Raw genomic sequence first — 21,328 nt, forward strand, 5'->3', positions numbered from 1 at the left:
ATCTTTCAACCACCTTAATTGAAGAACTATGCTCATTCCCAATGAACGAAGAAAAGTGGCCGTGATCGGCTACAACCGGATCCCCTTCGCACGACAAAACACCGCCTACAGCACCGCCAGCAACCAGGACATGATGGTGGCGACGCTGAATGGATTGATCGACCGCTACAAGCTGCACGGTCAACGCATGGGCGAGGTGGCCGGCGGTGCGGTGATCAAACACAGCGGCGACTTTAATCTTATGCGCGAAAGCGTGATGAGCACCGCGCTCGATCCGTCGACCCCAGCATGCGACCTGCAGCAGGCGTGCGACACAGGGATCGAAGCGGCCGTCTACATCGGGAACAAGATCGCCCTGGGTCAGCTTGAGGTGGGCATTGCAGGCGGGGTGGATTCCACCAGCAATGTGCCGCTGCTCCTGGGCGAGAACCTGCGGAAAATTTTGTTGGAAGCCCGTCGTGCAAAAACCACAGGCGCCAAGTTGAAAGCGTTTTCCAAAATACGGTTCAAAGACCTGGCCCCGGTGGCGCCCTTGAATGTGGAGCCGCGCACCGGGCTGTCTATGGGAGGACACACCGAGATCACGGCGAAATATTATGGCATCCCGCGCGAGGAGCAGGACTTGCTGGCCTTGCAAAGTCATCAGAAAACGGTGAAAGCCTACGACGAAGGATTCTTCAACGACATGCTCACACCCTACATGGGCCTGGATCGCGACAACAATGTGCGCAAGGATACCAGCCTGGAGAAGCTCGCCAAATTGAAACCCGCGTTCGACAAAGTGAATGGCACCCTGACCGCCGGCAACTCCACACCCTTGACCGACGGCGCATCGTCCGTACTGCTGGCCAGCGAGGATTGGGCACGCGAGAACGGCTGGCCCGTGCTGGCCTACATCACGTTTGCCGAACTGGCGGCCATCGAATATGTGCAGCACCAGCACAACCTGCTGCTGTCGCCCATCTATGCATCGACCCGTATGTTAAAGAAGGCCGGATTGCGTCTGCAGGATTTTGATTTTTACGAGATCCACGAAGCCTTTGCCGCGCAGGTGCTGGCGACGTTGAAAATATGGGAAAGCGCCGAGTTGATGAAAACATTTGGATTCGATGCGCCGTTGGGAAGTATAGACCGCACCAAGCTGAACGTAAAGGGAAGCAGCCTCGCCGCCGCCCATCCCTTTGCCGCTACGGGTGGACGGATCATCGCCACCATGGCAAAATTGTTGAAGGAGAAGGGAAGCGGACGGGGGTTCATTTCCGTTTGCGCTGCAGGAGGACAGGGGATCACGATGATCATGGAGCGGTAGATCTCTTACGCCGCAAAGAATTATAGAGAATGCAAAGATGGAAGCACTATCGAAAGATCAGGTTCGGCAATTTATTGAGGAAGGATTTGTCAAAGTGGAAGGTGCTTTTTCAAAAGACGGAGCGGTCCGCGCCCGCGAGATCTTATGGCGCGATACCGGGTGCGATCCGAGGGACAAGTCCACGTGGACAAGGCCTGTTGTTCGCCTGGGCGATTATGCCCACGCGCCCTTTGCGGAAGCCGCCAACACCCCGCGACTGCATGCCGCCTTTGATCAACTGGTAGGCGAGGGCCGTTGGGTACCCCGTGGCAGCCTCGGCAGTTTTCCCGTGCGATTTCCCAGCGATGAAGATCCAGGCGATGCCGGCTGGCACGTCGATGCAAGCTTTCCGGGAGCGGATGAGTCTTTTTTTTCATGGCGCGTCAACCTACACTCGAAAGGCCGCGCACTGCTCATGCTCTTTTTGTTTTCCGATGTCGGCGAACGCGACGCGCCCACGCGCATTCGTACAGGCTCACATCACGTCGTCGCGCGAATATTGGAACCGGCTGGAGAGGAGGGAATGTCATTCATGGAACTGGCCGCGCGGCTGAACACGACAGAGGACTGCCCACAAGTGCTAGCCACTGGCGAAGCCGGCACCGTATACCTCTGCCACCCTTTCCTCGCGCACGCCGCCCAACCCCACAAAGGCACCGAACCCCGCTTCATGGCCCAACCTCCGTTGATGCCCAAGACACCCTTCTCAATACACAATCCCGCGGGGAGGTACTCCCCGGTGGAGGAAGCCATTCGCCTGGCGCTTCTATAGATGCTGTAGGCATACCGTTAGATAGGCGGCGTATTAACTTTCTTTGGAAAAAGGGGCGAGTTCAAGATGTTAAACTGAATAAGCCCTACGGGCTTGAGTGCAATTTTTTTTGCCAGTTCATGAATAGGATCAAGCTTCACACTGTTTGACACGAAACGTACGTCCTGGGATAAGAGCTTCGCACCTCTTGACCGCTCGCTAAAATCGAAGCAAAAATTAAGCATGCAGGCCTGATTTTCTTTTGCCCCATTTCTTCCAGACAGACGCCATCCCACCACCGGCCAACAACACAATCCCGGGTTCCATCGGAACATAAAACCGATTGTCCCAATCCACCGTAGAGATCGCGATGAGTATGCCATTCAACAAGATGACGGCGCTCACAAAAGACACCACCGGATTGCGCCGCACGATCGACCATCCCACGAAAAAAAAGAAATAGACCGCGGCCATCCACGTCAACAAAAAAGCATTGTGCCATTTTGTGTAGTATGGTCTCACCGCCGTGATCAAATAAAAAACTTTCAGGAAAGCTGCCTTCGCCGAAAGCCACGGATTGTCGCGAAAGAAGAACAACAGTTTCCCGACCGTGGAGGGCATGTGTCGGGGAGGAATGATTTCGGTGGTATCCATGCGCAAGCTCGCGTCATAGAGCGGGCCACCTTTTAGCGTGTCCACATAGGTAATGATGTTGCCCCGCGCGAGCTGATCGGTGAAATCCCATTGGTCCAGCACCGTGAGTCCGGCCCAAGTTCCCAGGATCGCGATCGACACACCAGCGGCCGTCATGACCACCGGCGACGTCTTCCACAGCGAGCGATAGTAGAACGCAAAAAAAACGAGCACGCCCGCGAGGGTCAGCAGACCGGTGGGGCGGGTAAAAAGACTCAAGGCAACCAGGAGGGCGAGTGTGAAGAACCATTTTGCTTTCCCATCAAAATAGACCAGCACATAGAGCACAAAGCATCCGGTGCTGCAGGCCAGCGATTCGGTGAGTGTCACCAGGTTCCATTGGAGGTGGTCGATCCACAGGAGAAAAATGACCGCTGTAAAGAAACCAGCCATACGGTCATCGAAAAGCTTTGACGAGGCTTTATACAAGGCCGCCGTGGCGAACCCAGAAAGGATGCACTGGAAAACGATCACGGGAAGGGTGGCGGAGTGAAAAAACCTTCCAAAAAGGGCCAATAGTCCGATGTGAACCACATAAAAAAGGTCGCTGGCTTCCTCCAGGTGGCCCTGGGCAAGAAGAAAATCCGCCTTCAGCGCATAGCGATGGGCATCGAGGAGGTTGCGGACGCCATAGTGAAGAAAGAGAACGGTGTGTATCCCCAACCAGAGCACGGCCAGGACGATGGGCAAAACGAAATCTCTTCGGGTGGCGATGCGCAGCATCACCAAAAATACATTCAAATTTCCGGAAAGTGAGCGCAGAAAAACGCAGGAAAAAATTACGCCGCGAAGAGAACACAAAAAAACATCACGGTGACCATACTTGCCAGCGTGTGTCGATGAAGTGCGTGATGACGATGTGAGTTGACCTGGGATGGAGTTTAAATTCCGTGATCTGTCCCAAGCGTTGACGGATGAAAAATAGTGTCAACATATTCGTTGTCACCGCACACGTTTGCTCTATGAAAAATGAAGAACGCGTCATCGCTGTGTGTGAATGTGCTCACGAAATAAGTTTTCGTGCTTTGTAATTTCTGTGTAATAAAAAAAGGTGTGTTGCGTTTTGATCATTGTGGCGTATTCCCTTAAAAACTCCTTAAAAAGTGTGGAATTCATTTTAGTATAGCCATACCGTTGCGATGAAGAAAATTTTTTTTAACTTAAAAAAAACTGAAAATCATGAGCGGTTTGAGCGAAGATTGGAACATCCACGCCAAAAAAATTTCCTACACCAAAAAATGGTACATGATCAGATTCCGAGGTACTCAAAAAGCATCAGAAGCTCTTCCGGTTTCCACAACGCTTCACCTTCTTTTTTTCGGTAGAGGCTTTGCCGGGTTATGCAAAGAGCATTCGCTATGTCCTCCAATTTTTCGCCCGAAGCGTCGATTAAGACTTTGGCGTCGTGACGAATTTCTATATAATCCTTGACCCGCCGGATGGGTTCCTTCCGGATAATCACCTGTAATTCCTGTAGCGTTTTAGGCATACTGAGGTAAAGTTTAAAGCCACTCTAATTTAAACAAAAAACAGATAAAGTTACAAGGGTGACGATTAACTATTACCCAATGTCCGCTTTTTGATACACGAGGTACATTCCATTATACATTTGTATCCATAAATAAATGTACAATGAGAAGAAGGATTCTAGGTTTGTTGGGGGCAGTACTGCTATTTCCGATGGCAGTTATGGCCCAGAGCGGCTGTACATTCACAATTTCTACCTCGGCGACGGAGTGGCAATTTGATGGGGCGGCAAAGGGGGTGAAACCGGGGGACAGGATTTGTTTCAAAGGGGGAACCAGGACGGGTATTGCACTTGTAAATATCCACGGTACGGCGGCACAGCCGGTTATTATTTCGAATGAAAGCACCAGTTCGGTCATTATTAGTGCTCCGTCGTCGTACGGAAACGCGATCGAGGTCGACAATGTGACTTACGTGAAGTTCACCGGGAGCAACAATCCGTCTGTTAAATACGGTATTGAGATCACCGGCGGGCAGATGGGGATCAACTTCCAGCAGTTGAGCTCGGATTTCGAAGTCGATCACCTTTATGTTCATAACACGGGTTGTGTGGGTATTGTGGCCAAGACCGACCCCACTTGCGACGCTTCCACCTGGAAGGGCAATTTCGTTATGAAGAACACATCATTTCACGACAATTTAATCAGCAATACGGGATGCGAAGGATTTTACATAGGTAATTCACACTACGACTCGGGCGTAGGCAAGACTTGTAACGGCACCAACCTCACCATCATGGAACACGATGTGGTGAACGTGAAGGTCTATAATAATACATTGCAAAGCATCGGTAACGACGGCATCCAGATCGGAGCGGCCGTTTCTGGCTGTGAAGTGCACCACAACACCGTGACCAACTACGGCGCACTCAATAATTATGGACACACCAACGGCTTCCAGGCCGGCGGCGGTACCACACAGGCAAAAGTATACGACAACATCATCGATACCGGTAACGGCTATTGCTTCTGGGATTCCGGAGGGGGTGGTATCTACTACAACAACATCGCCCGCAACGGTTTGCTGGGAGGTTTCTCTTTAATAGACTATGCCGGCAATTATGCTCCGACCGGGTTCATGGTGATGAACAATACCATCGTGAACTGCCCGCAATTCGATATTATCATGTACAGCGAAGGCCCGCCCACGTCGCGGATTGCCAACAACATCTTTGTGACCAACCAGGCGAGCGGCTACACCTTTATTAAGTACAACAGCCCTACGGCACAAGCGCGCACGGTGGAAGCCAATAACCTGAAGACGACCGACATCAACAGCGTGAAGTTTACAAACGCCGCCGCCATGGATTATCACCTGCTCACGGGCTCACCGGCCATCAATGCGGGTACAGACCTGACTTCCTATGGCGTGACCGTCGACATGGACGGCAAGGCGCGTGTCGGGGCATATGACCAAGGCGCTTTTGAATTTGGAGGAGCAACAAACCAGGCTCCGCTGGCCAACGCAGGTTCCGATAAGACCGTGACCCTGCCCACCGCTTCGGTTGCCATTACCGGCACCGCTTCTGATCCCGACGGCACCATCAGCACCTACACCTGGACACAAGTGTCTGGTACGGCATCTACATTGACCAACGCTGCCACGGCCACCGTGACCGCGAGCGGCCTGGTAGCTGGTACTTATGTGTTCCGTCTGACCGTGAAAGACAACGCCGGCGCCACCGCCAGCGACGACGTGACGGTGACGGTAAAAGCCAACAGCGTGCCCACGGTAAGCGTAGGCACAACACTGAACATCACTACGGCGACAACGACCATCACGGGCACGGCTTCCGATACCGACGGCACCATTGCGACCTATGCCTGGACGCAAGTATCCGGTGGTGCGGCCACGTTGACGAACGCCAACACGGCGACCCTGAGCCTTAGCGGTCTCGTAACGGGCACCTATGTATTTCGTCTCACCGTAACCGACAACGGCGGTGCCACTGCCTCTGCGGATAAGACCGTAATTGTAGCGATCGCCGCCAACGTAGCACCGACCGTTAACGCGGGCGGCGCCAAAGACCTGGTGTTGCCCACCAATTCGGTTGCCCTGGTGGGAAGTGCATCTGACCCGGATGGTACCATCACATCGTACACCTGGGCCAAAGTTTCCGGAGGTACCTGTACGCTTTCCAACGCAGCGTCGTCCACGGCTTCCGTGAGCGGCATGGGAGAAGGTTCTTATGTTTTCCGTTTGACAGTGAAAGACAACGCGGGTGCTGCCGCCAGCGCCGATGCTTCGGTAAGTGTTTCGGAAGGCGCCATCACGCGTTTCAACTTCACGCCCACAGCGGCCAGCATCAGCGGCTGGATCAGCGTGGCGGGTGCACCTCACGCCAGTGTGATCACAGCAACCGATCCGTCGACCAACGTCACGGTGAGCAGCGTGGCTACTGGCCAGTGGAACCCGGCTAACTATGGCACAAACACCAGTTCATATGCCGGTGGTGTTGCCAATGGTACGGTTCAACCTGCCGCAGTAGTACAAACCAACTGGTTCAACTTCAACGCCGCGTATGGCACTACCGTTAATGGTGTGTTGCAAGGCGACAACCTGAAACTGACCCGGCTCAATCCTGCACACCAGTACACGATCCAGATGGGTGCTTCACGCGCAACCGGTAACGGTACGTCTGATCAATATGGTACGTTTGAATACCGCGTAGGCGGTGTCGTGAAGACCTTGAACGTGACCAACAATGCCACGTTGCAAGTGGAGTATGCATCGCTTACTCCGAACGCCAGTGGCGAGATCGGCATCAGCGCGCGCAAGATGGCCGGCAGCGCCATGAACTTCGGCTACGTGGGTTGGGTTGTGGTCATTGACCTGACACAAGAACAAGCCCTTACTTCCAAGGGCCTCTCGGTCGCCCGCACGATCAACGTAGACACGACGCCTGTCGCGCCGGCAACGGACACTGCGGTGGTTGATCCGACGACCACAGAGACAACGCCTTCAGAAGATGACTTTGTGTTTCTGGATAACCATTACCCCGGTGGCCACGACTACACCGTCGTGATCTTCAACAGTTCCGGCCGTCGCCTGTACATGGGCAAGTGGAGCCCGGAAATGTACACGCAGATCTTTACACCCGGTGAAATGTATATCTACCACGTTCTCCAGGATGGCAATAAGATAGACACGGGCAAAACGGCGGTCGTACAACGATAGCCTACATCCCGCCTCAGGATTGGGGTGCCCGATAAAAAAAGTTATCGCGAAAGTCGCCAACGGCTTTCGCGATAACTTTTTTTATGGGCAGCGGGGGATGAGTGGCTGCGTCAATGTGCGCTTACTTCCTTACCTTTGAAGCTCATGTAGCCTCCGGATCCGGCGATTTCTTTTTATGAAGCAAACTTCCTTGTCCCCGAAAACGCTCCTGAACAAAGTGGGGCTCGACGGTTTTTTATTGGCACTCCTTTCCCTGATCGTGCTGGCCTACCTTTGGCCCGGTCCGGGGTTGATGTCAGGACCGGCATCGCTGGGTAGCCTGGCCAACTATGGACTGTCGCTCGTGTTTTTCTTTTATGGGTTGCGATTAAGCCCGAAGGAATTGCGCGATGGGCTTTCGAATTGGCGTCTCCACCTTTTGGTGCAGGCGGCAACGTTTGTTTTATTTCCGCTCCTGTTGTTGGGTGTGAAACCTTTGGTGCCACAGCAAGCTGAGTTGCTTTGGTTGGGCACGTTCTATTTGGCTGCTTTGCCTTCTACGGTGTCGTCTTCGGTGGTGATGGTGTCGATGGCGCGGGGAAACATACCGGCTGCGATTTTCAACGCGAGCATCTCCAGCCTGCTGGGTGTGTTTATCACGCCGTTGTGGATGGCGTTATTTTTATCGGCGGATGTTAGTGGGATGGATACGAGCGGGATCATTCTCAAGCTGGCGGTGCAAGTATTGGCGCCGGTTCTGGTGGGTATTTCGCTGCATTCGTATTTTGGCGGTTGGGCCATGAAATATAAAAAGCAACTACGCTACTTCGACCAGGCCGTGATCCTGACGATCGTGTATACTTCGTTTTGTCATTCTTTTGCCGGACACGTATTCGACCAGCTTACCATGCTGCAAATTATTTTCTTGAGTCAATTGATGACCGCGTTGTTCTTCATAGTATACTTCATCTTGTCGGCGGTGGCGCGCATCGTAGGGTTGCAGCGCGAGGAACGGATAACACTTTTGTTTTGTGGATCGAAGAAATCAATTGTCCACGGCACGGTGATGTCGAAGGTGTTGTTTCAGCAGTCGGCTGCCGCCGGCATTGTGTTGCTTCCCATCATGATGTATCATGCGCTGCAATTGCTTTTTGTCAGCCGCATCGCCCGGCGTATGGCCCTCGAGGTAGAGGCCCCGCCACCGATTCAACGTGTTCCAACCGAATCTTAACGCATACTATACATGAACCCTCCCGTAGAAAATGAAAAGCCGGTCTCAAAACAATCCCTTCCCGGAACGGTAGACTTGCCCGTGATGCCCGCGGCCAAGATGCGGATCTGGAACATTCGCCGCGCCATCTCTATCAAGGGATCGATCCGCCTGGGCGTGGGCACCTTTTTCTTTACACAGGGGCTATGCTTTGCCTCGTGGGCAAGCCGTATTCCCCACATCAAAAATTTGTTGGGTCTAAGTGACGCGGGTTTGGGCAGCGTATTGTTTGCGCTTCCCGCGGGTTCTATCGTGGGCTTGCCTTTGTCGGGGTGGCTGGTTTCACGTCTGGGGAGCAAGCGCGTGTTGTTGTTCGGTGCCCTACTCTACGTGTTGGTATTGGTGTCGATCGGGTTTGTGAGCGCGACCTGGCAGTTGGTGGCCGCGTTGTTTTGTTTTGGGTTGACCGGTAACCTGGTGAACATTGCGGTGAACACGCAGGCGATCGGTGTGGAGAATATTTATAAGAAATCGATCATGGCATCGTTTCATGGTGCGTGGAGTCTTGCCGGACTTTCCGGTGCGGCGATTGGTACGCTGCTGGTCAGTGTGCCGCCGTTGTTTCACTTTTCAGGTGTCGCTATATTTTGCTTTCTGGCCATCTTCATCGCCCATCGCTTCACGCTGCGGGGAAACATGAGCAGCGGCAGCCAACCCATCTTTGCCAAACCCGACAATGCGCTGCTGGCCCTCGGGCTCATCGGTTTCTGTGGCATGGCCTGCGAAGGCGCCATGTTTGACTGGAGCGGCGTATATTTTGACAAAGTATTGAATGCACCGAAAGCCCTGACCACGGTGGGCTATGTGGCATTTATGAGCACGATGTCGGGCGGACGCTTTGTCGGCGATTGGTTGGCCAACACGATTGGCAAAAGGAAAATGCTACAGATGAGTGGGGTTTTTATTTCCGTGGGATTGATGGTGTCGGTGATCTTTCCTTTCATCATACCGGTAACCATTGGATTTTTGCTGGTAGGCTTCGGCGTTTCTTCCGTAGTACCGCTAGTGTACAGCGCTGCGGGGAAATCGCCGACGCTGCCGCCGAACATGGCGCTGGCGGCTGTGTCAACTATCAGCTTTTTGGGATTTCTTATTGGCCCGCCGTTGATCGGTTTCATCGCGGAAGCGGCGAGTTTGCGTTACTCGTTTGCCGTCATCGCTGCCCTCGGGTTGGGTACAGCCATTCTATCATCGAAAGCCAAACTCATCCAGTAAAAAGCTCTGCGCTGAGCTTTGCGTCTCCGCGGTAGAGATCTTGAACCGCGGAGGCGCAAAGACGCAAAGAAAGGCGCAAAGAATTAAGAAGCCCTTTCGAGATTTGTTTTCAAATTGAAGAGGCTTTGCTCGAGATCTTTGCCGAGCATTCCGATTACGAATGGATTCATGGCATTCATAGGGAACGCACTGCTTCCGTTCATTCCCCACTTCACCGTCGTTTGACCGGATTGCGCTGTCGTGGTGGTAAAAAATGCCTTAGCAACGCCTGCGAAAGGTTTTTCAAAGCGAAGTTCCATGTCCATACTTTCGCCATCGCGCAACTGCTTTATTTCCTGCTCACCTTTGCCGGCTTTCTTGTTGCCATCCCATGCATACACAAACCCCACGGTGCCATCGGTGCCCTTGAAATTTTTCTTCATGGCGGGATCGACCATGACCCATTTGTTATAGTGTTCCTGATTTTTCAGGAACCTCACATAATCGAAGACCTCTTGTTTTGTTTTGTTGATCGTGATCTGCCGTTCGATGGAATATTCTTTTTTTACGAACAGACCGGCGAGCAGGAATAGGGCCACCGGCACGGCGATGATGAGCAGGATAATGATGAGCGCGTTCATGTTTGTATCAGTTAAGTTGGGGGTTTAAAAATGTGATGTGGGTTTCGGGAATGTGCAACGTCTTGATATCATCTACGAGGTCGACGATGCCACTCGTGAACAGGTGTCCGCCATCCGCCAATTCGCGTACCGCGGCCGTTGGCAGCTTGTCGGAATAGAGGACCTGGTGGGCGACGGGAACCACTTCGTCGTCGCGACTATGATACAGAAAGATGTGTTCCACTTGCTGGAGGCGTTGGAAGAGGCAATCCTGCATGATAAAGTCATCCACTTGCCAGGTCGCCGCGCTGAAAAAGGGTGGGGCGATGAGGAAAAGGCCGGCGATGTTTTTTTCGGAGATTTCTTCGGAAAGAAATTTCAGGAGCACGGATCCGCCGAGTGAGTGGCCCACAAGAATGATGTTGTCGTCGACATAGTGGAGCGCTTGCTGGAGGGTGTGCTTCCACAACGCGTACTGAGGATTGTCGGGATCGGGCATCTGCGGGTACAACACGTCATAAGAAACGCCCAATTCGTCTTTCAAGTAATCCACCAGGTCGCGGCTGCCGCAATTGGGTCCCTGGGTGCCGCCACAGTGGACGAATAGTACTTGCTTTTTCATCGGCTTTATTTTTCTTTTATAGACGCGTGTTGATGGGACAAACTTAGTTTCAGGAAGCCGCAATGAGAGGGGGAGATTCCGAAAATTAAAGGGGTTGATTACGACAACAGGTTTATTTATCGTTGCTCTATGAAAAACGTAGCCATTCTAATTCCTTCCGGTGACATCAGCGTCAGCAACGTTGAAGGCACCCATCATATCCTGACCGAAGTGAACAAGGCGCTGATCCGCGCGGGAAAACTTCGTTTGTTCGACATCCACCTCGTGGGCCCCCGCCGCGATTCGCGCATCAAGAACAATTTCTTCAGCATTCACGCCGATGTGCTCATCGAAGACGGCGTTCAGTTCGACCTCGTCATCATCCCGGCCATGCACGGCGAAATGCATCATTGTTTGTCGTTGAACCAGGAACTCGTGCCCTGGATTGTAAGTCAGCACGAAGGTGGTGCAGAAGTGGCCAGCCTGTGTACCGGCTCTTTTTTACTGGCGTCAACAGGTTTGTTGACGGGTAAAAAATGCGCCACCCATTGGGCGCACATCAACGAGTTCCGGAAAATGTTCCCCAACGCCCAGTTGGTGGACGACCGGCTTCTTACGGAACAAGACGGCATCTACACCAGCGGCTCCGCTTATTCTTATTTGAATCTCATTCTGTACCTCATCGAAAAATACACCGATCGCAGCATGGCCATCATGTCGTCCAAGTTGTTTGCCATCGAGATCGACCGCAAAAGCCAGTCACCCTTCATCATGTTCGAAGGCCAACGCGACCACGACGACGAGTCGATCAAAAAAGCGCAGGAATTTATTGAAGCCAATTTCCGCGAGCGCATCACGGTCGATCAACTGGCGGAAATGCTCGCCGTGGGCCGCCGGAATTTGGAGCGAAGATTTAAAAAGGCCACATCCAACACCATCGTGGAATACATCCAACGCGTGAAAGTAGAAGCCGCCAAGATCAGTCTGGAAAAATCACAAGAGAACATCAACGAAGTGATGCTCAACGTCGGCTACACCGACATGAAAGCTTTCCGCACCACCTTCAAACGCATCGCTGGCCTGTCGCCCATGCAATACAGAAATAAATACAACCGGGTCATGCTGGCCTGACGTGCCGCTACCGCCCTTGTTGGTGTTCTTCACCAACAAGTTTCCGGCAACTCACATCCATGATACATAACATTTCAAGCGCCCTACTTTTTCTTAAACCCATCATCATTAATCTCAATCCAATGCCCATCCGGATCCTGGAAATAGATCTGCTTCACCCCATCCACGCGTAGCGTAAACGTTTTGGGTTCGCCTTTCCAGTTAGAATAGAACACATTGTTTTTCTCGAGCCGTGCGATGAAGTCATCCACCGATGGCACGCTGAAACACAAGTGATCATTTTTGTCGCGGGGAATATCGTTGGGTGCGCCTTCAATGAGGTGGAGGCGACTGGTGGGGCCGAGGTCGAACCAGGTGTGCTTGCCGTCCTTGAAGGGCTCGTCCGCTTTTTTAAAGCGAAGAATAGTTTCATAGAATTGCGTGCTCTTCTTCAGGTCGTGCACGTACATGGCCATGTGGTTCAGCATGATGCTGTCTTTCTTTGGCGCCTGGGCTTTCAGGGTGACGCTGAGGAGACATCCGAAAATAAAAATCAAAAGAGATCGCTTCATAAAAGTACCGTTTAGGGGAGCGCGGTGTGGAGAGCCGCTCCGGGGTGTAACAATACTATCGCGTAAAATCTTGGTGAACAAACCTTTTGACAATTTTTTCCATCCCTATCCGGATAAAAGTTTTGAATGGAAAAATTCCGGTAACGGCGGACTCGCCGGGTTTTCCAGCTTACGCGACCGGCATCACTTTTTGACCTTGTTTCAGCAAGGCCAGGATGTCGTCGTAGGTGCCGGAAAAAGGGCCTGACGATTCAATTTTCAGACTGGCCATAGCGGCAGCAAACTCGCCGGCTTCCTGGAATCCTGCACCGTGGTGGCGTTGGTAGAGATAGCCGGCCATGTAGGTATCGCCACAACCGGTTGCATCGGTAACGGCCGCGGGAACGTAGGCGGGGATGTCGTAAAAGATTCCGTTGCTGTAGATGATGGAGCCTTTGCTGCCCAGGGTGATCAGCACTTCCTGCACGCCCCATTCGTTCAACATGCGTGCGCCGGTTCTGGGGTCGGTCTGTTTGGTCAAGGCTTCCATTTCGTGTTCGTTGGCTTTCAGAATATGAATGTGGCGGAGCGCGGCGTGCTTGTCGGCCCAGTCGATGGGCAACACTTGTTGGTTCTCGACTTTCCGGAGAAATCCCTGCACGTCGAGGGAGACCTTCGCGCGCGCAGCCAACGACTGGATAAGTTCCAGAGGCATGTCGTGTGCCAGCAGTGGTCCGAGGTGAAACACCGTTGCTTGCACGTCGGCGAGTTGTTCTACGGTGAAGGGGTCGGCAATCTGCAATACTCGTTGCGTGCGATGATCGAGATTACCGGAGTAAATGTTTTCGAAGTATACGGTGTGTGCACTGGGGAGCACTTGCACATCGATCCCTTTTTCGCGGAGGGCATGTGCGAAGCGTATCTCATCCTGACCCAGCGCTGTGACCAGGCCATAGGAAAGATCCATGTTGCGGATGGCATTGGAAAAATAGAAGGAGGTGCCTCCCGCCATGTGTACTTCTTTTTTGGTGGTCACCACCTTGTCGTGTGTGAGGTGACCGATGCAGCAGATGTCGAACATAGAATGACTTTTAGCCGAGCTTCACGGCAAACGCGGCAAAAGTAAGAAAGATTCCCGAAGTGGAGCGTGCCGAGGGGTGATTGTCTCAAATGGCCCTCTTGTTGTCGCGATCCGCATCGCCTCCGAGCGCTGAAAAATGCAACTTTGAGGCGTTTCAAACCTTTGTGTCATGGAAAAAGAAAAATATGGCTACATGAGCATCATGGAAGCCAGCGAAAAAATAAAGCGCGGAATGGTTTCGCCGGTGGCGTTGGTAAACGAATGTGTGACGCGTATTGCGCAGCTGAATCCAACGTTAAATGCCTTTATCACGGTGCTGTCGGACGAAGCCTTGAAGCAGGCCGCCGTGGCCGAAGCGGAAATCAAAAAGGGACAATGGCGGGGGCCGTTACACGGCATACCCGTGGCGGTAAAAGACTTTTATGATACGGCCGGCATTCGCACCACAGCCGGGTTTGTTCACTTCAAGGACCGTGTGCCGGCGAAGGACGCGGTGATGGTGGAAAAATTAAAAGCGGCCGGCGCCATCGTGGTGGGCAAGACCAACATGCATGAGTTGGGAATGGGCACAACGTCGGTGATAAGCTATTTTGGCAGCGTTCACAATCCGTGGAATGTGGCTTACGTTGCCGGTGGTTCTTCGGGTGGATCGGCTGCTGCTGTCGCCAGCGGGATGTGTTATGCCACGGTGGATACGGACGCCGTCGGGTCCTGTCGTTTGCCGGCTTCGTGCTGTGGGGTCACGGGCTTTAAGGCTACCTACGGATTGATGAGTGGCCAAGGGATCCTGGAAGGCGAACGCGCGGATGAGACCATCCTCAAGCTGGCCCATGTGGGAATAACCACGCGTTGGGTAGCCGACACGGCTATCCTTCTCAATGCGCTGGCCGACAACAGCAAGCGGCAATACAAAGATGACTATCGCATGGCCTTTGCTTCCGGGAAAAAATACAGGATCGGGGTGGTCCGTAATTTCGAAGCCACCGCCGACGTCCGCGACCTGTTCTATGCCGTCGTTGAAGGCCTGAAAGAATCGAAACACATCTTCACCGAAACTGATGTGCCGTTTGCCTCGGCTGTTTTTGATGTTCGAACGATCGATGCCGATCGCGAAAAGATCAACGCAAAACTCTTTAAGGACATCGACCTCTTGCTCTTACCAACGACTACGGATCTGACACCGACCCTTGAGGCTGCGCAGAAATCAGGTCCTCAGGCAGTGTCGCCCAACAATACTTTTTTTGCCAACTACTTTGGTTTGCCGGCGATCAGCATCCCGTGTGGTATGGATAAAAACAACATGCCATCCGGACTTCAGTTGGTGGGCAGGGCAGGAGAAGAAGACACCGTGCTCGATGCCGCAAAAGATTTTCAGGAGAAGCTGCCCGTAGCGTATCCCGCATAAATATCGGGCTGAAGGAATTTTTCATTTGCACTTACCTTCTTTCCATCGGAGCACGCCAGACCGTGTGGCCAGGCACTCGTTGTCATAGGTCACGTTGTTGCATCCGCACACCGGCGCGTAGATCATGATGCAGGGACCATTCAAATCGATTTTGGTTGAATCGATGCAAGGACTGTTTTGGGTCGTGCCTGATTTTTTTGTTTGCACGGAAGAAGAGCAAACCGACAAGGCAAACGAGGTGAACAGGAGCAACGTCATCGTGAGGAGGCTGGTCCAGGAAGAGGTGTTTTTCATACGCCACATTTTATTTAGAGCACATTTAATTTGATCATAACATCAGCACTGCGTGAAGACGATCCATTTTGGAATTACTTCAATGGTTTAAAAATTTCCCAATGATGACCAAACGGATCAACAACGCGTCCAAGCCGATAGCCATAACTCTGGTCGGCTACGGGATAGACTTCCCGGGCCCCGGCATGAATGGCTTGCCGTGCAACCGCGTCGGGATCTTCAACTTGTAGTCCCATGCGGATGGTGGTGCCTCCTAACGTTTCGGGGCTATAGTTGCCATAGGTCGGGGCTTCGTCGGCCACAATAAAATGACAGTCACCGATGGCGATCTCGGCCACGGCCTCGCCATCGGGGCTCACGTTTCGCATAAGTTCTACGCCATTAAAAGCATGCTTGTAAAATTCAATGGCGCCCAGGCAGTTTCTCACCGAAAGTGTGGGGAGGAAGGAGATGCGGGGAGTGCTCATAGGGAGGGAGTTTTTTGTGGAGATGGAAGTTACGGATTATTTTTCTGAACGGGTGTGGTTGGTTTAGGGGGATACCATAGCAACGCGCACCAGCGGATTGCCGTCTATGCAAGGGCGCGATTTTTTTAAGAAATTGTCCTAGGCGTTGCCGTTGTTACATTTCGCCTGCGGTGTGGAATGGTTACAGGAAACTTGCCCTTAAACCTGTATTGGTTTTTCCTGCGCTCAGGAGATCACATCGTCGAAAGTCTTGGGATAGTTTTCGGCGTAGAGATTTTTATACTCTTTCACAAAGTGATCGTACCAGGTGCGGGCCAGTGAATATTTTCCTTTTTTGTTGAGCACCGAACACTTGATCACCAGTGCCTCCTGGTTGATGGTGTCGTAATTGAAAATAGCGTCGGCGATGTCCAGCAGGAGCTTGTCGTCTTTATAGGTGTCAAGTTTTGCCGAATAGGCCAGCAGGGCGTCGATGACCCTGTTGGAGATGTCGGACTTGAAATTGTCGAGCCACCCGGTTTGCAGGTTGGGGAGCAGGCTGCCGCGCTTTACATATTTTAAGAGCAACTCTATTTTTTGATTTTCGGGGACCGCGCTGCTGTCGGCATTGAGAATTTTGAAGACCGCCTGGTAGTCGCAAAACACTTCAGGACCGATGTCGAGGCGGAGGTAGGAATTGTTGTTTTCGATGGTGATGTTACCGATCTCTTCCAGCAACGTGCGCAGCTTCTTGATGTTCACATTCCGGTTGTTGCGGGCGCTCACTTCGTCTTTGTCGGGCCACAAATATTCCTGTAGCTCGGTGGTGGAGATGCCCTTTTCATTTTTGACAGAATGCAGGAGGATGAGCGCGAACAGTTCTTTCAAAGTCATGGTGAACTTGCCGGTGATGTCGTGGCCGGTCTTATCGAAAACCTGGAACCCGCCAAAGAGATTGACGGTGGCCACGGGTTTTTCTTCGTGCAGGTTTTTCAAAAAGTCGATGTCGTGCGCTGCGTCATGGACGGGGATGTTTGCCTGCACGGCGGGTGCTTTTGACTTTTTCCGGAGTAAGATAAAGAGCACAATGGCACCGATGCCAAACGCGAGTACAACATAGTATCCCGCGGCCGACGCCGTTACCGGTTGTTGCTGAACATCCTGGGTGCGAAGCGGCGGATAGTTGATGGTGTAGACGTCTACTTTATACTGGCCTTTTTCTTTATGGGCCGTCACCGCTACGAGCTCGTTGGTGGCCCGGGAAAGAAAGAGGTCGCAGAAGGAGTGCTCGTCGTGGAAGCGGAAGGGAATGGAGTCGGCCAGCACTTCGGTTTCGGGTGCGCGCAGGGCATAACGGCGCAGCTTGATGTGGCTTTCGTATTTATTCTTTGGGAAGCTGAGCACATAAAAACAACTGTCAGCTTCGTTGATGACCAGCGAATTGGAGAACACGAGGTCTTCCGTGCTGTGTCCCTCGGGGAATTCCCACAGCTTTTTCACGCTGTGATCGTTCATGTCGAACGTATAGAGGTCGTAGAAGCTTTGGGGTGACAATTCTTGCTTACCGCTTTGACTTCCGTAGCCCCCAAAAATCAGCACCTTATCACCCTTTGACGTAACGCCGGACGCACCGAGGTAGCGGGGAGGAATGGTGCCCTTAGTTTTCAGATTGACCCATTTCGCTGCGACGGTGTCGTATTGCCAGAAGGCATTTTTGTAGGAGAAAAAGCCATAGCCCCCGAACGCATAGAGCATGCCCGTGGCGGCGTTGTAGAATTTATTGTTATGCCAGTAGTTCGGTTCGTGGTAGGCCGTGTCGTGATTTGTCCAGGTATGGCGCTCGGGGTTGTAATGGGAGAGGGTGTTGGTGAACACGTCATAGTTGATCAATGCATGGCGCTGTTCGACGTACAGCAACTGGTTGGCGTCGGTGTGCACGGCATTGCCGGCAGTAATTTTTTCGAATTGAATTTCGCCATGCTGCAGGTTCAGGGTGTAGACGCCGTTCACATCGGAAGCATATAAAATGCCGTCTTTGCCGTTGAAGGCAACGCCGGGATATTTGCCGATCACGAAATTTTTCCGGTGCACCCATTTGGTGTGCTGGTCGATGAGCCACGTGGGGTTCTTCACAAAGGCCACGCGCTCTTTTTGGCTGTCATACACTTCGTTGACGGCGTGGCGTTTCAGTTCCCATTGCGCCGCAACCTTGTCGTTGTCGCGGAGGACCACGTCTTTGATGCTCATGGGGGGCACATCGGCCGTGTTGAATCTGCCAAAGTCGTTGGCGCCAAAAAAGAAACGGAAGGTCTTGAGTTGGGATACGGGGAAAGCTTGCGTTTTCTTTACGCCGTTCCAGGTCACGGTGATCTGGTTGGTTTGGGGTGAGAAGGCAATCCGCACGGGCGTCCACAAGGCGGGCTGCAGTTTCACGTCGAGGAATTCGTACTGGATGTCCGTTTGTTTGTTGTTCACGATGATGCCCATGTCGTGGAACTCGCTGTGTTCGGGGCTGGACAAGAGGTCGATGTTCACCGAGTCGTTGGCGATGATCCGCACGACGTAGCCGTAGGCATTGGTGAGGCGGTGGAACGAAAGATTGAAGGACAGTTCGAAGCCATTGTCAAAACCAAAAGGGGCTTCGGGGGTGAGGTTGAGAGAAGTGCGCTGATCTTTGATCACTTCGTGCGACGCAAACGACAATCCATAGTCCGGAACGGTCGATACTTTTTGCGCAAAAAGACCAGTAACGAAGAAGAGGAGGGGGAGTACGCGAAGAAAAGTTCGAGTTAAAGAAAGCATCGCAACCTGTATTTCTCCATCACTGTTTTAAAAACGAATTTAGTCAAAAAAATCCTCATTACGCGATAAAAAAACGTTTGAACGGCTTCTTTAAGTCGTTATTAATTCAATTTTAAGAGGCCACTCCTACTTTCACGGCAATCCAAAATAAAAGATGCATGGCCATGAGAGTGTTGTTTTCTTTTTTGATCCTGGTTGCCCTCACGGCCCTGGTGCAACATCCCGCGAAAGCGCAACAAAAAAAGCCGCAAAACAAAATCGCGCTCGTCAATCCGTTCATCGGCACGGGCGGCCATGGCCACACGTTTCCGGGTGCGGTGGTTCCCTTCGGCATGGTTCAGCTTAGTCCCGACACGCGTTTGAACGGATGGGATGCGTGTTCCGGCTACCACGCCTCAGACCCGGTCATCCTCGGATTTTCGCATACCCACCTGAGTGGCACCGGCATTGGCGACTACGGCGACATTTTGTTTATGCCGGTGACCGGCCAACCCTGGCTAAACCAAGGCACGGCCGACAACCCGGAGAGCGGCTATTGCTCCCGTAAAGTGGAGGGGTCCGAGTCGGCAACACCGGGCTATTACCGCGTGACCCTCAAAGATGACAACATCCTGGCGGAGCTCACGGCCACTACGCGCGCCGGCATGCACCGGTACACCTACCCCGCAGGGACCATCCCAGGCCTGATCATCGACGTGGGCCATACGCTGCAAAGTCATCAAAATGCGGAGAACTTTATTGAAATTGTGAACGACCACGAAATACGGGGTCACAAGTTCACCCGGGGCTGGGCGCGTGAACATCATGTTTACTTCCATGCGGTGTTCTCGCAACCCTTTACCTACCGGCTGGCGAGCGGTGATGCCTATGCCACCTCATCCCAGTCTAGCCTGAACGCCGTGGGCGCCAAGGCCGTGTTGAAATTTGAAAACCTGAATGACGGTCAACTGCAAGTGCGCGTCGGCATTTCGGCGGTCGATATGGAAGGGGCCCGCAACAATGTGATGAGCGAAATTCCGGATTGGAATTTTGCAGCGGTAAAAGACGCCGCCGCTGCCGTCTGGAACGAATGGTTGAACAAGGTCGACCTGCAAGGTGGCACGTCCGATCAGCAAACCATTTTTTACACCGCGTTATATCACTCCGCCATCAGTCCTAACCTCTATACGGATTGGGATGGACGTTACCGGGGCCTCGATAAGAAAATACACAACGCCGAAAAGGGATCAGAAAGCTATACCGTGTTTTCGCTGTGGGACACCTTCCGCGCATTTCACCCGCTGATGACCATCATTAATCCCTCGCGCAACGAGGCTTGGGTGAGAACGCTCATCACAAAATATGAACAAGACGGCGTGTTGCCCATGTGGGAACTGGCCGCCAATGAAACGGGCACCATGATCGGCTACCATTCCGCATCGGTCATCGCCGACGCCTATTTGAAAGGCAATCGCAACTTTAATGTACAGAAAGCCTACGAAGGATTGTTGCGTGCACCGCACTTCGACACGGTTTCCGTTCATTTCCCTGATGCTGAAATCAAAAACAACGTGATGCCCGTGGGCAAGTATTATAACGAGACGTTGGGTTTTATTCCGTGCGACAAAGATAATGAGTCGGTGAGCAAGGCGCTGGAGTATGCTTATGATGATTGGTGCATTGCTCAAATGGCAAAAGCCCTGGGTAAAACGAAAGACTACGAAACGTTTATGGAGCGATCACGGCGCTATGTAAAATATTTCGACAAACGCGTCGGCTTCATGCGCGGCGTGAATGCCGACGGCACGTGGAAGACGCCGTTCAACCCGCGCTTCTCCAACCACCGCCGCGACGAATACGTGGAGGGCAACTCCTGGCAATGGTCGTGGTTTGTGCCCCACGACATCGATGGCCTCATGGCGTTGCACGGCGGCCGGAAACCGTTCATTCAAAAACTCGACAGTTTATTTTCGGTGCAATCGGATATCGAAGGCAACAATTCTTCGGCCGACATCACGGGTTTAGTTGGACAGTATGCGCATGGCAACGAGCCCAGTCATCACATTGCCTATCTCTATAACTATGTAGGCCAACCTTGGAAAACCCAGGAGCTTGCCGACAAGATCCTGAACACACTCTATTTCAACGATGCCAATGGCTTATCCGGCAACGAAGACTGTGGACAGATGTCGGCATGGTATATTCTGAGCAGCCTGGGAATTTACCAGGTGAGCCCGGGAGATCCCACCTACACCTTGGGGCGTCCGCTTTTTAGCGAAGCAAAAGTGCATCTTGAAAATGGGAAAACTTTTGTGGTGAAAGCGCAGAACAACAGCGTGACCAATAAATACGTCACCAAAGTGAGCTTGAACGGCACGCCACTCAAAACCCCGTTCATCACGCACGAAGATATTTTAAAAGGAGGCACATTGGAATTTGTGATGTCGGCACATCCGCTCATCACACCTTGACCTTTTCAACTTATCCGAAATAAAAAAGA

17 protein-coding genes are annotated in these 21,328 nt (G+C 52.5%); 8 read left to right on the forward strand and 9 right to left on the reverse strand.

Annotation, left to right across the window (positions count from 1 at the left end; all coding sequences use genetic code 11):
- Positions 1-28 precede the first annotated feature (28 nt).
- Entirely contained in the window at positions 29-1,309 is a 1,281-nt protein-coding gene (locus BUB30_RS20785; RefSeq protein ID WP_073137822.1) for an acetyl-CoA C-acetyltransferase, read from the forward strand.
- A gap of 37 nt (positions 1,310-1,346) precedes the next feature.
- The gene (locus tag BUB30_RS20790) at positions 1,347-2,120 is read left to right on the forward strand and encodes a phytanoyl-CoA dioxygenase family protein (protein WP_073137824.1); all 774 of its coding nucleotides are present in this window, start codon (positions 1,347-1,349) and stop codon (positions 2,118-2,120) included.
- 216 nt (positions 2,121-2,336) lie between these two features.
- On the opposite strand, the gene BUB30_RS20795 is transcribed toward BUB30_RS20790, so the two are convergent.
- On the reverse strand, positions 2,337-3,533 hold the full coding sequence (locus BUB30_RS20795) for a glycosyltransferase family protein (RefSeq protein WP_073137826.1): 1,197 nt from the start codon (positions 3,531-3,533) through the stop codon (positions 2,337-2,339).
- A gap of 508 nt (positions 3,534-4,041) precedes the next feature.
- Positions 4,042-4,281, reverse strand: a complete 240-nt coding sequence (locus BUB30_RS20800; RefSeq protein WP_073137828.1) for a hypothetical protein — start codon at positions 4,279-4,281, stop codon at positions 4,042-4,044.
- Between the two features lie 143 nt (positions 4,282-4,424).
- On the opposite strand from BUB30_RS20800, the gene BUB30_RS20805 reads away from it, so the two are divergent.
- The 3 genes from BUB30_RS20805 (at position 4,425) to BUB30_RS20815 (ending at position 9,960) form a co-directional block, all read left to right on the forward strand.
- Positions 4,425-7,496, forward strand: a complete 3,072-nt coding sequence (locus tag BUB30_RS20805) for a PKD domain-containing protein (RefSeq protein ID WP_084138281.1) — start codon at positions 4,425-4,427, stop codon at positions 7,494-7,496.
- Positions 7,497-7,686: 190 nt separating this feature from the next.
- Positions 7,687-8,706, forward strand: a complete 1,020-nt coding sequence (locus BUB30_RS20810; protein WP_317044214.1) for a bile acid:sodium symporter family protein — start codon at positions 7,687-7,689, stop codon at positions 8,704-8,706.
- 12 nt (positions 8,707-8,718) lie between these two features.
- Positions 8,719-9,960 (forward strand): MFS transporter, encoded by a 1,242-nt coding sequence (locus BUB30_RS20815; RefSeq protein ID WP_245804144.1) that lies wholly within the window; start codon positions 8,719-8,721, stop codon positions 9,958-9,960.
- 83 nt (positions 9,961-10,043) lie between these two features.
- On the opposite strand, the gene BUB30_RS20820 is transcribed toward BUB30_RS20815, so the two are convergent.
- Together BUB30_RS20820 and BUB30_RS20825 are read right to left on the reverse strand one after the other, a co-directional pair.
- Entirely contained in the window at positions 10,044-10,580 is a 537-nt protein-coding gene (locus BUB30_RS20820) for an SRPBCC family protein (protein ID WP_073137834.1), read from the reverse strand.
- A 7-nt stretch (positions 10,581-10,587) separates the two neighbouring features.
- A complete protein-coding gene (locus BUB30_RS20825; RefSeq protein WP_073137836.1) occupies positions 10,588-11,181 on the reverse strand; it encodes an alpha/beta hydrolase in 594 nt (197 codons plus the stop codon).
- A 129-nt stretch (positions 11,182-11,310) separates the two neighbouring features.
- On the opposite strand from BUB30_RS20825, the gene BUB30_RS20830 reads away from it, so the two are divergent.
- Entirely contained in the window at positions 11,311-12,291 is a 981-nt protein-coding gene (locus tag BUB30_RS20830) for a GlxA family transcriptional regulator (RefSeq protein ID WP_073137838.1), read from the forward strand.
- An 83-nt stretch (positions 12,292-12,374) separates the two neighbouring features.
- Here the strand turns inward: BUB30_RS20830 and BUB30_RS20835 are convergent, their stop codons facing one another.
- Both BUB30_RS20835 and BUB30_RS20840 read right to left on the reverse strand, forming a co-directional pair.
- Entirely contained in the window at positions 12,375-12,842 is a 468-nt protein-coding gene (locus BUB30_RS20835; protein ID WP_073137840.1) for a VOC family protein, read from the reverse strand.
- Between the two features lie 169 nt (positions 12,843-13,011).
- Positions 13,012-13,902 carry a PfkB family carbohydrate kinase gene (locus BUB30_RS20840; protein ID WP_073137842.1) on the reverse strand — a complete coding sequence of 297 codons (891 nt, stop codon included), beginning with the start codon at positions 13,900-13,902 and terminating at the stop codon, positions 13,012-13,014.
- Between the two features lie 169 nt (positions 13,903-14,071).
- Here BUB30_RS20840 and BUB30_RS20845 point away from each other — a divergent pair, with 169 nt between their 5' ends.
- Positions 14,072-15,307: an amidase gene (locus tag BUB30_RS20845; RefSeq protein ID WP_073137844.1), complete on the forward strand. Its 1,236-nt coding sequence runs from the start codon at positions 14,072-14,074 to the stop codon at positions 15,305-15,307.
- Between the two features lie 21 nt (positions 15,308-15,328).
- On the opposite strand, the gene BUB30_RS20850 is transcribed toward BUB30_RS20845, so the two are convergent.
- From BUB30_RS20850 to BUB30_RS20860, 3 genes are all read right to left on the reverse strand, one after another.
- Positions 15,329-15,601: a Kazal-type serine protease inhibitor family protein gene (locus tag BUB30_RS20850; protein WP_073137846.1), complete on the reverse strand. Its 273-nt coding sequence runs from the start codon at positions 15,599-15,601 to the stop codon at positions 15,329-15,331.
- 74 nt (positions 15,602-15,675) lie between these two features.
- A complete protein-coding gene (locus BUB30_RS20855) occupies positions 15,676-16,068 on the reverse strand; it encodes a VOC family protein (RefSeq protein ID WP_073137848.1) in 393 nt (130 codons plus the stop codon).
- A 225-nt stretch (positions 16,069-16,293) separates the two neighbouring features.
- Complete coding sequence (locus BUB30_RS20860) at positions 16,294-18,849, reverse strand: Kelch repeat-containing protein (protein ID WP_143165017.1); 2,556 nt, start codon at positions 18,847-18,849, stop codon at positions 16,294-16,296.
- A 164-nt stretch (positions 18,850-19,013) separates the two neighbouring features.
- Between BUB30_RS20860 and BUB30_RS20865 the strand changes: the two genes are divergently transcribed.
- Positions 19,014-21,299, forward strand: coding sequence for a GH92 family glycosyl hydrolase (locus BUB30_RS20865; protein ID WP_073139525.1), 2,286 nt, complete (start codon positions 19,014-19,016; stop codon positions 21,297-21,299).
- Positions 21,300-21,328 lie beyond the last annotated feature (29 nt).

The organism is Chryseolinea serpens, assembly GCF_900129725.1.
Taxonomy (GTDB): domain Bacteria; phylum Bacteroidota; class Bacteroidia; order Cytophagales; family Cyclobacteriaceae; genus Chryseolinea; species Chryseolinea serpens.

What these genes read in the sequence shown, in the direction of transcription:
- BUB30_RS20850 (WP_073137846.1), bottom strand. Translation starts at nt 15,601, where the DNA reads ATGAAAAACACCTCTTCCTGGACCAGCCTCCTCACGATGACGTTGCTC.
- BUB30_RS20840 (WP_073137842.1), bottom strand. Translation starts at nt 13,902, where the DNA reads ATGTTCGACATCTGCTGCATCGGTCACCTCACACACGACAAGGTGGTG.
- BUB30_RS20835 (WP_073137840.1), bottom strand. Translation starts at nt 12,842, where the DNA reads ATGAAGCGATCTCTTTTGATTTTTATTTTCGGATGTCTCCTCAGCGTC.
- BUB30_RS20805 (WP_084138281.1), top strand. Translation starts at nt 4,425, where the DNA reads ATGAGAAGAAGGATTCTAGGTTTGTTGGGGGCAGTACTGCTATTTCCG.
- BUB30_RS20785 (WP_073137822.1), top strand. Translation starts at nt 29, where the DNA reads ATGCTCATTCCCAATGAACGAAGAAAAGTGGCCGTGATCGGCTACAAC.
- BUB30_RS20790 (WP_073137824.1), top strand. Translation starts at nt 1,347, where the DNA reads ATGGAAGCACTATCGAAAGATCAGGTTCGGCAATTTATTGAGGAAGGA.
- BUB30_RS20820 (WP_073137834.1), bottom strand. Translation starts at nt 10,580, where the DNA reads ATGAACGCGCTCATCATTATCCTGCTCATCATCGCCGTGCCGGTGGCC.
- BUB30_RS20830 (WP_073137838.1), top strand. Translation starts at nt 11,311, where the DNA reads ATGAAAAACGTAGCCATTCTAATTCCTTCCGGTGACATCAGCGTCAGC.
- BUB30_RS20860 (WP_143165017.1), bottom strand. Translation starts at nt 18,849, where the DNA reads ATGCTTTCTTTAACTCGAACTTTTCTTCGCGTACTCCCCCTCCTCTTC.
- BUB30_RS20865 (WP_073139525.1), top strand. Translation starts at nt 19,014, where the DNA reads ATGAGAGTGTTGTTTTCTTTTTTGATCCTGGTTGCCCTCACGGCCCTG.
- BUB30_RS20800 (WP_073137828.1), bottom strand. Translation starts at nt 4,281, where the DNA reads ATGCCTAAAACGCTACAGGAATTACAGGTGATTATCCGGAAGGAACCC.
- BUB30_RS20855 (WP_073137848.1), bottom strand. Translation starts at nt 16,068, where the DNA reads ATGAGCACTCCCCGCATCTCCTTCCTCCCCACACTTTCGGTGAGAAAC.
- BUB30_RS20845 (WP_073137844.1), top strand. Translation starts at nt 14,072, where the DNA reads ATGGAAAAAGAAAAATATGGCTACATGAGCATCATGGAAGCCAGCGAA.
- BUB30_RS20815 (WP_245804144.1), top strand. Translation starts at nt 8,719, where the DNA reads ATGAACCCTCCCGTAGAAAATGAAAAGCCGGTCTCAAAACAATCCCTT.
- BUB30_RS20825 (WP_073137836.1), bottom strand. Translation starts at nt 11,181, where the DNA reads ATGAAAAAGCAAGTACTATTCGTCCACTGTGGCGGCACCCAGGGACCC.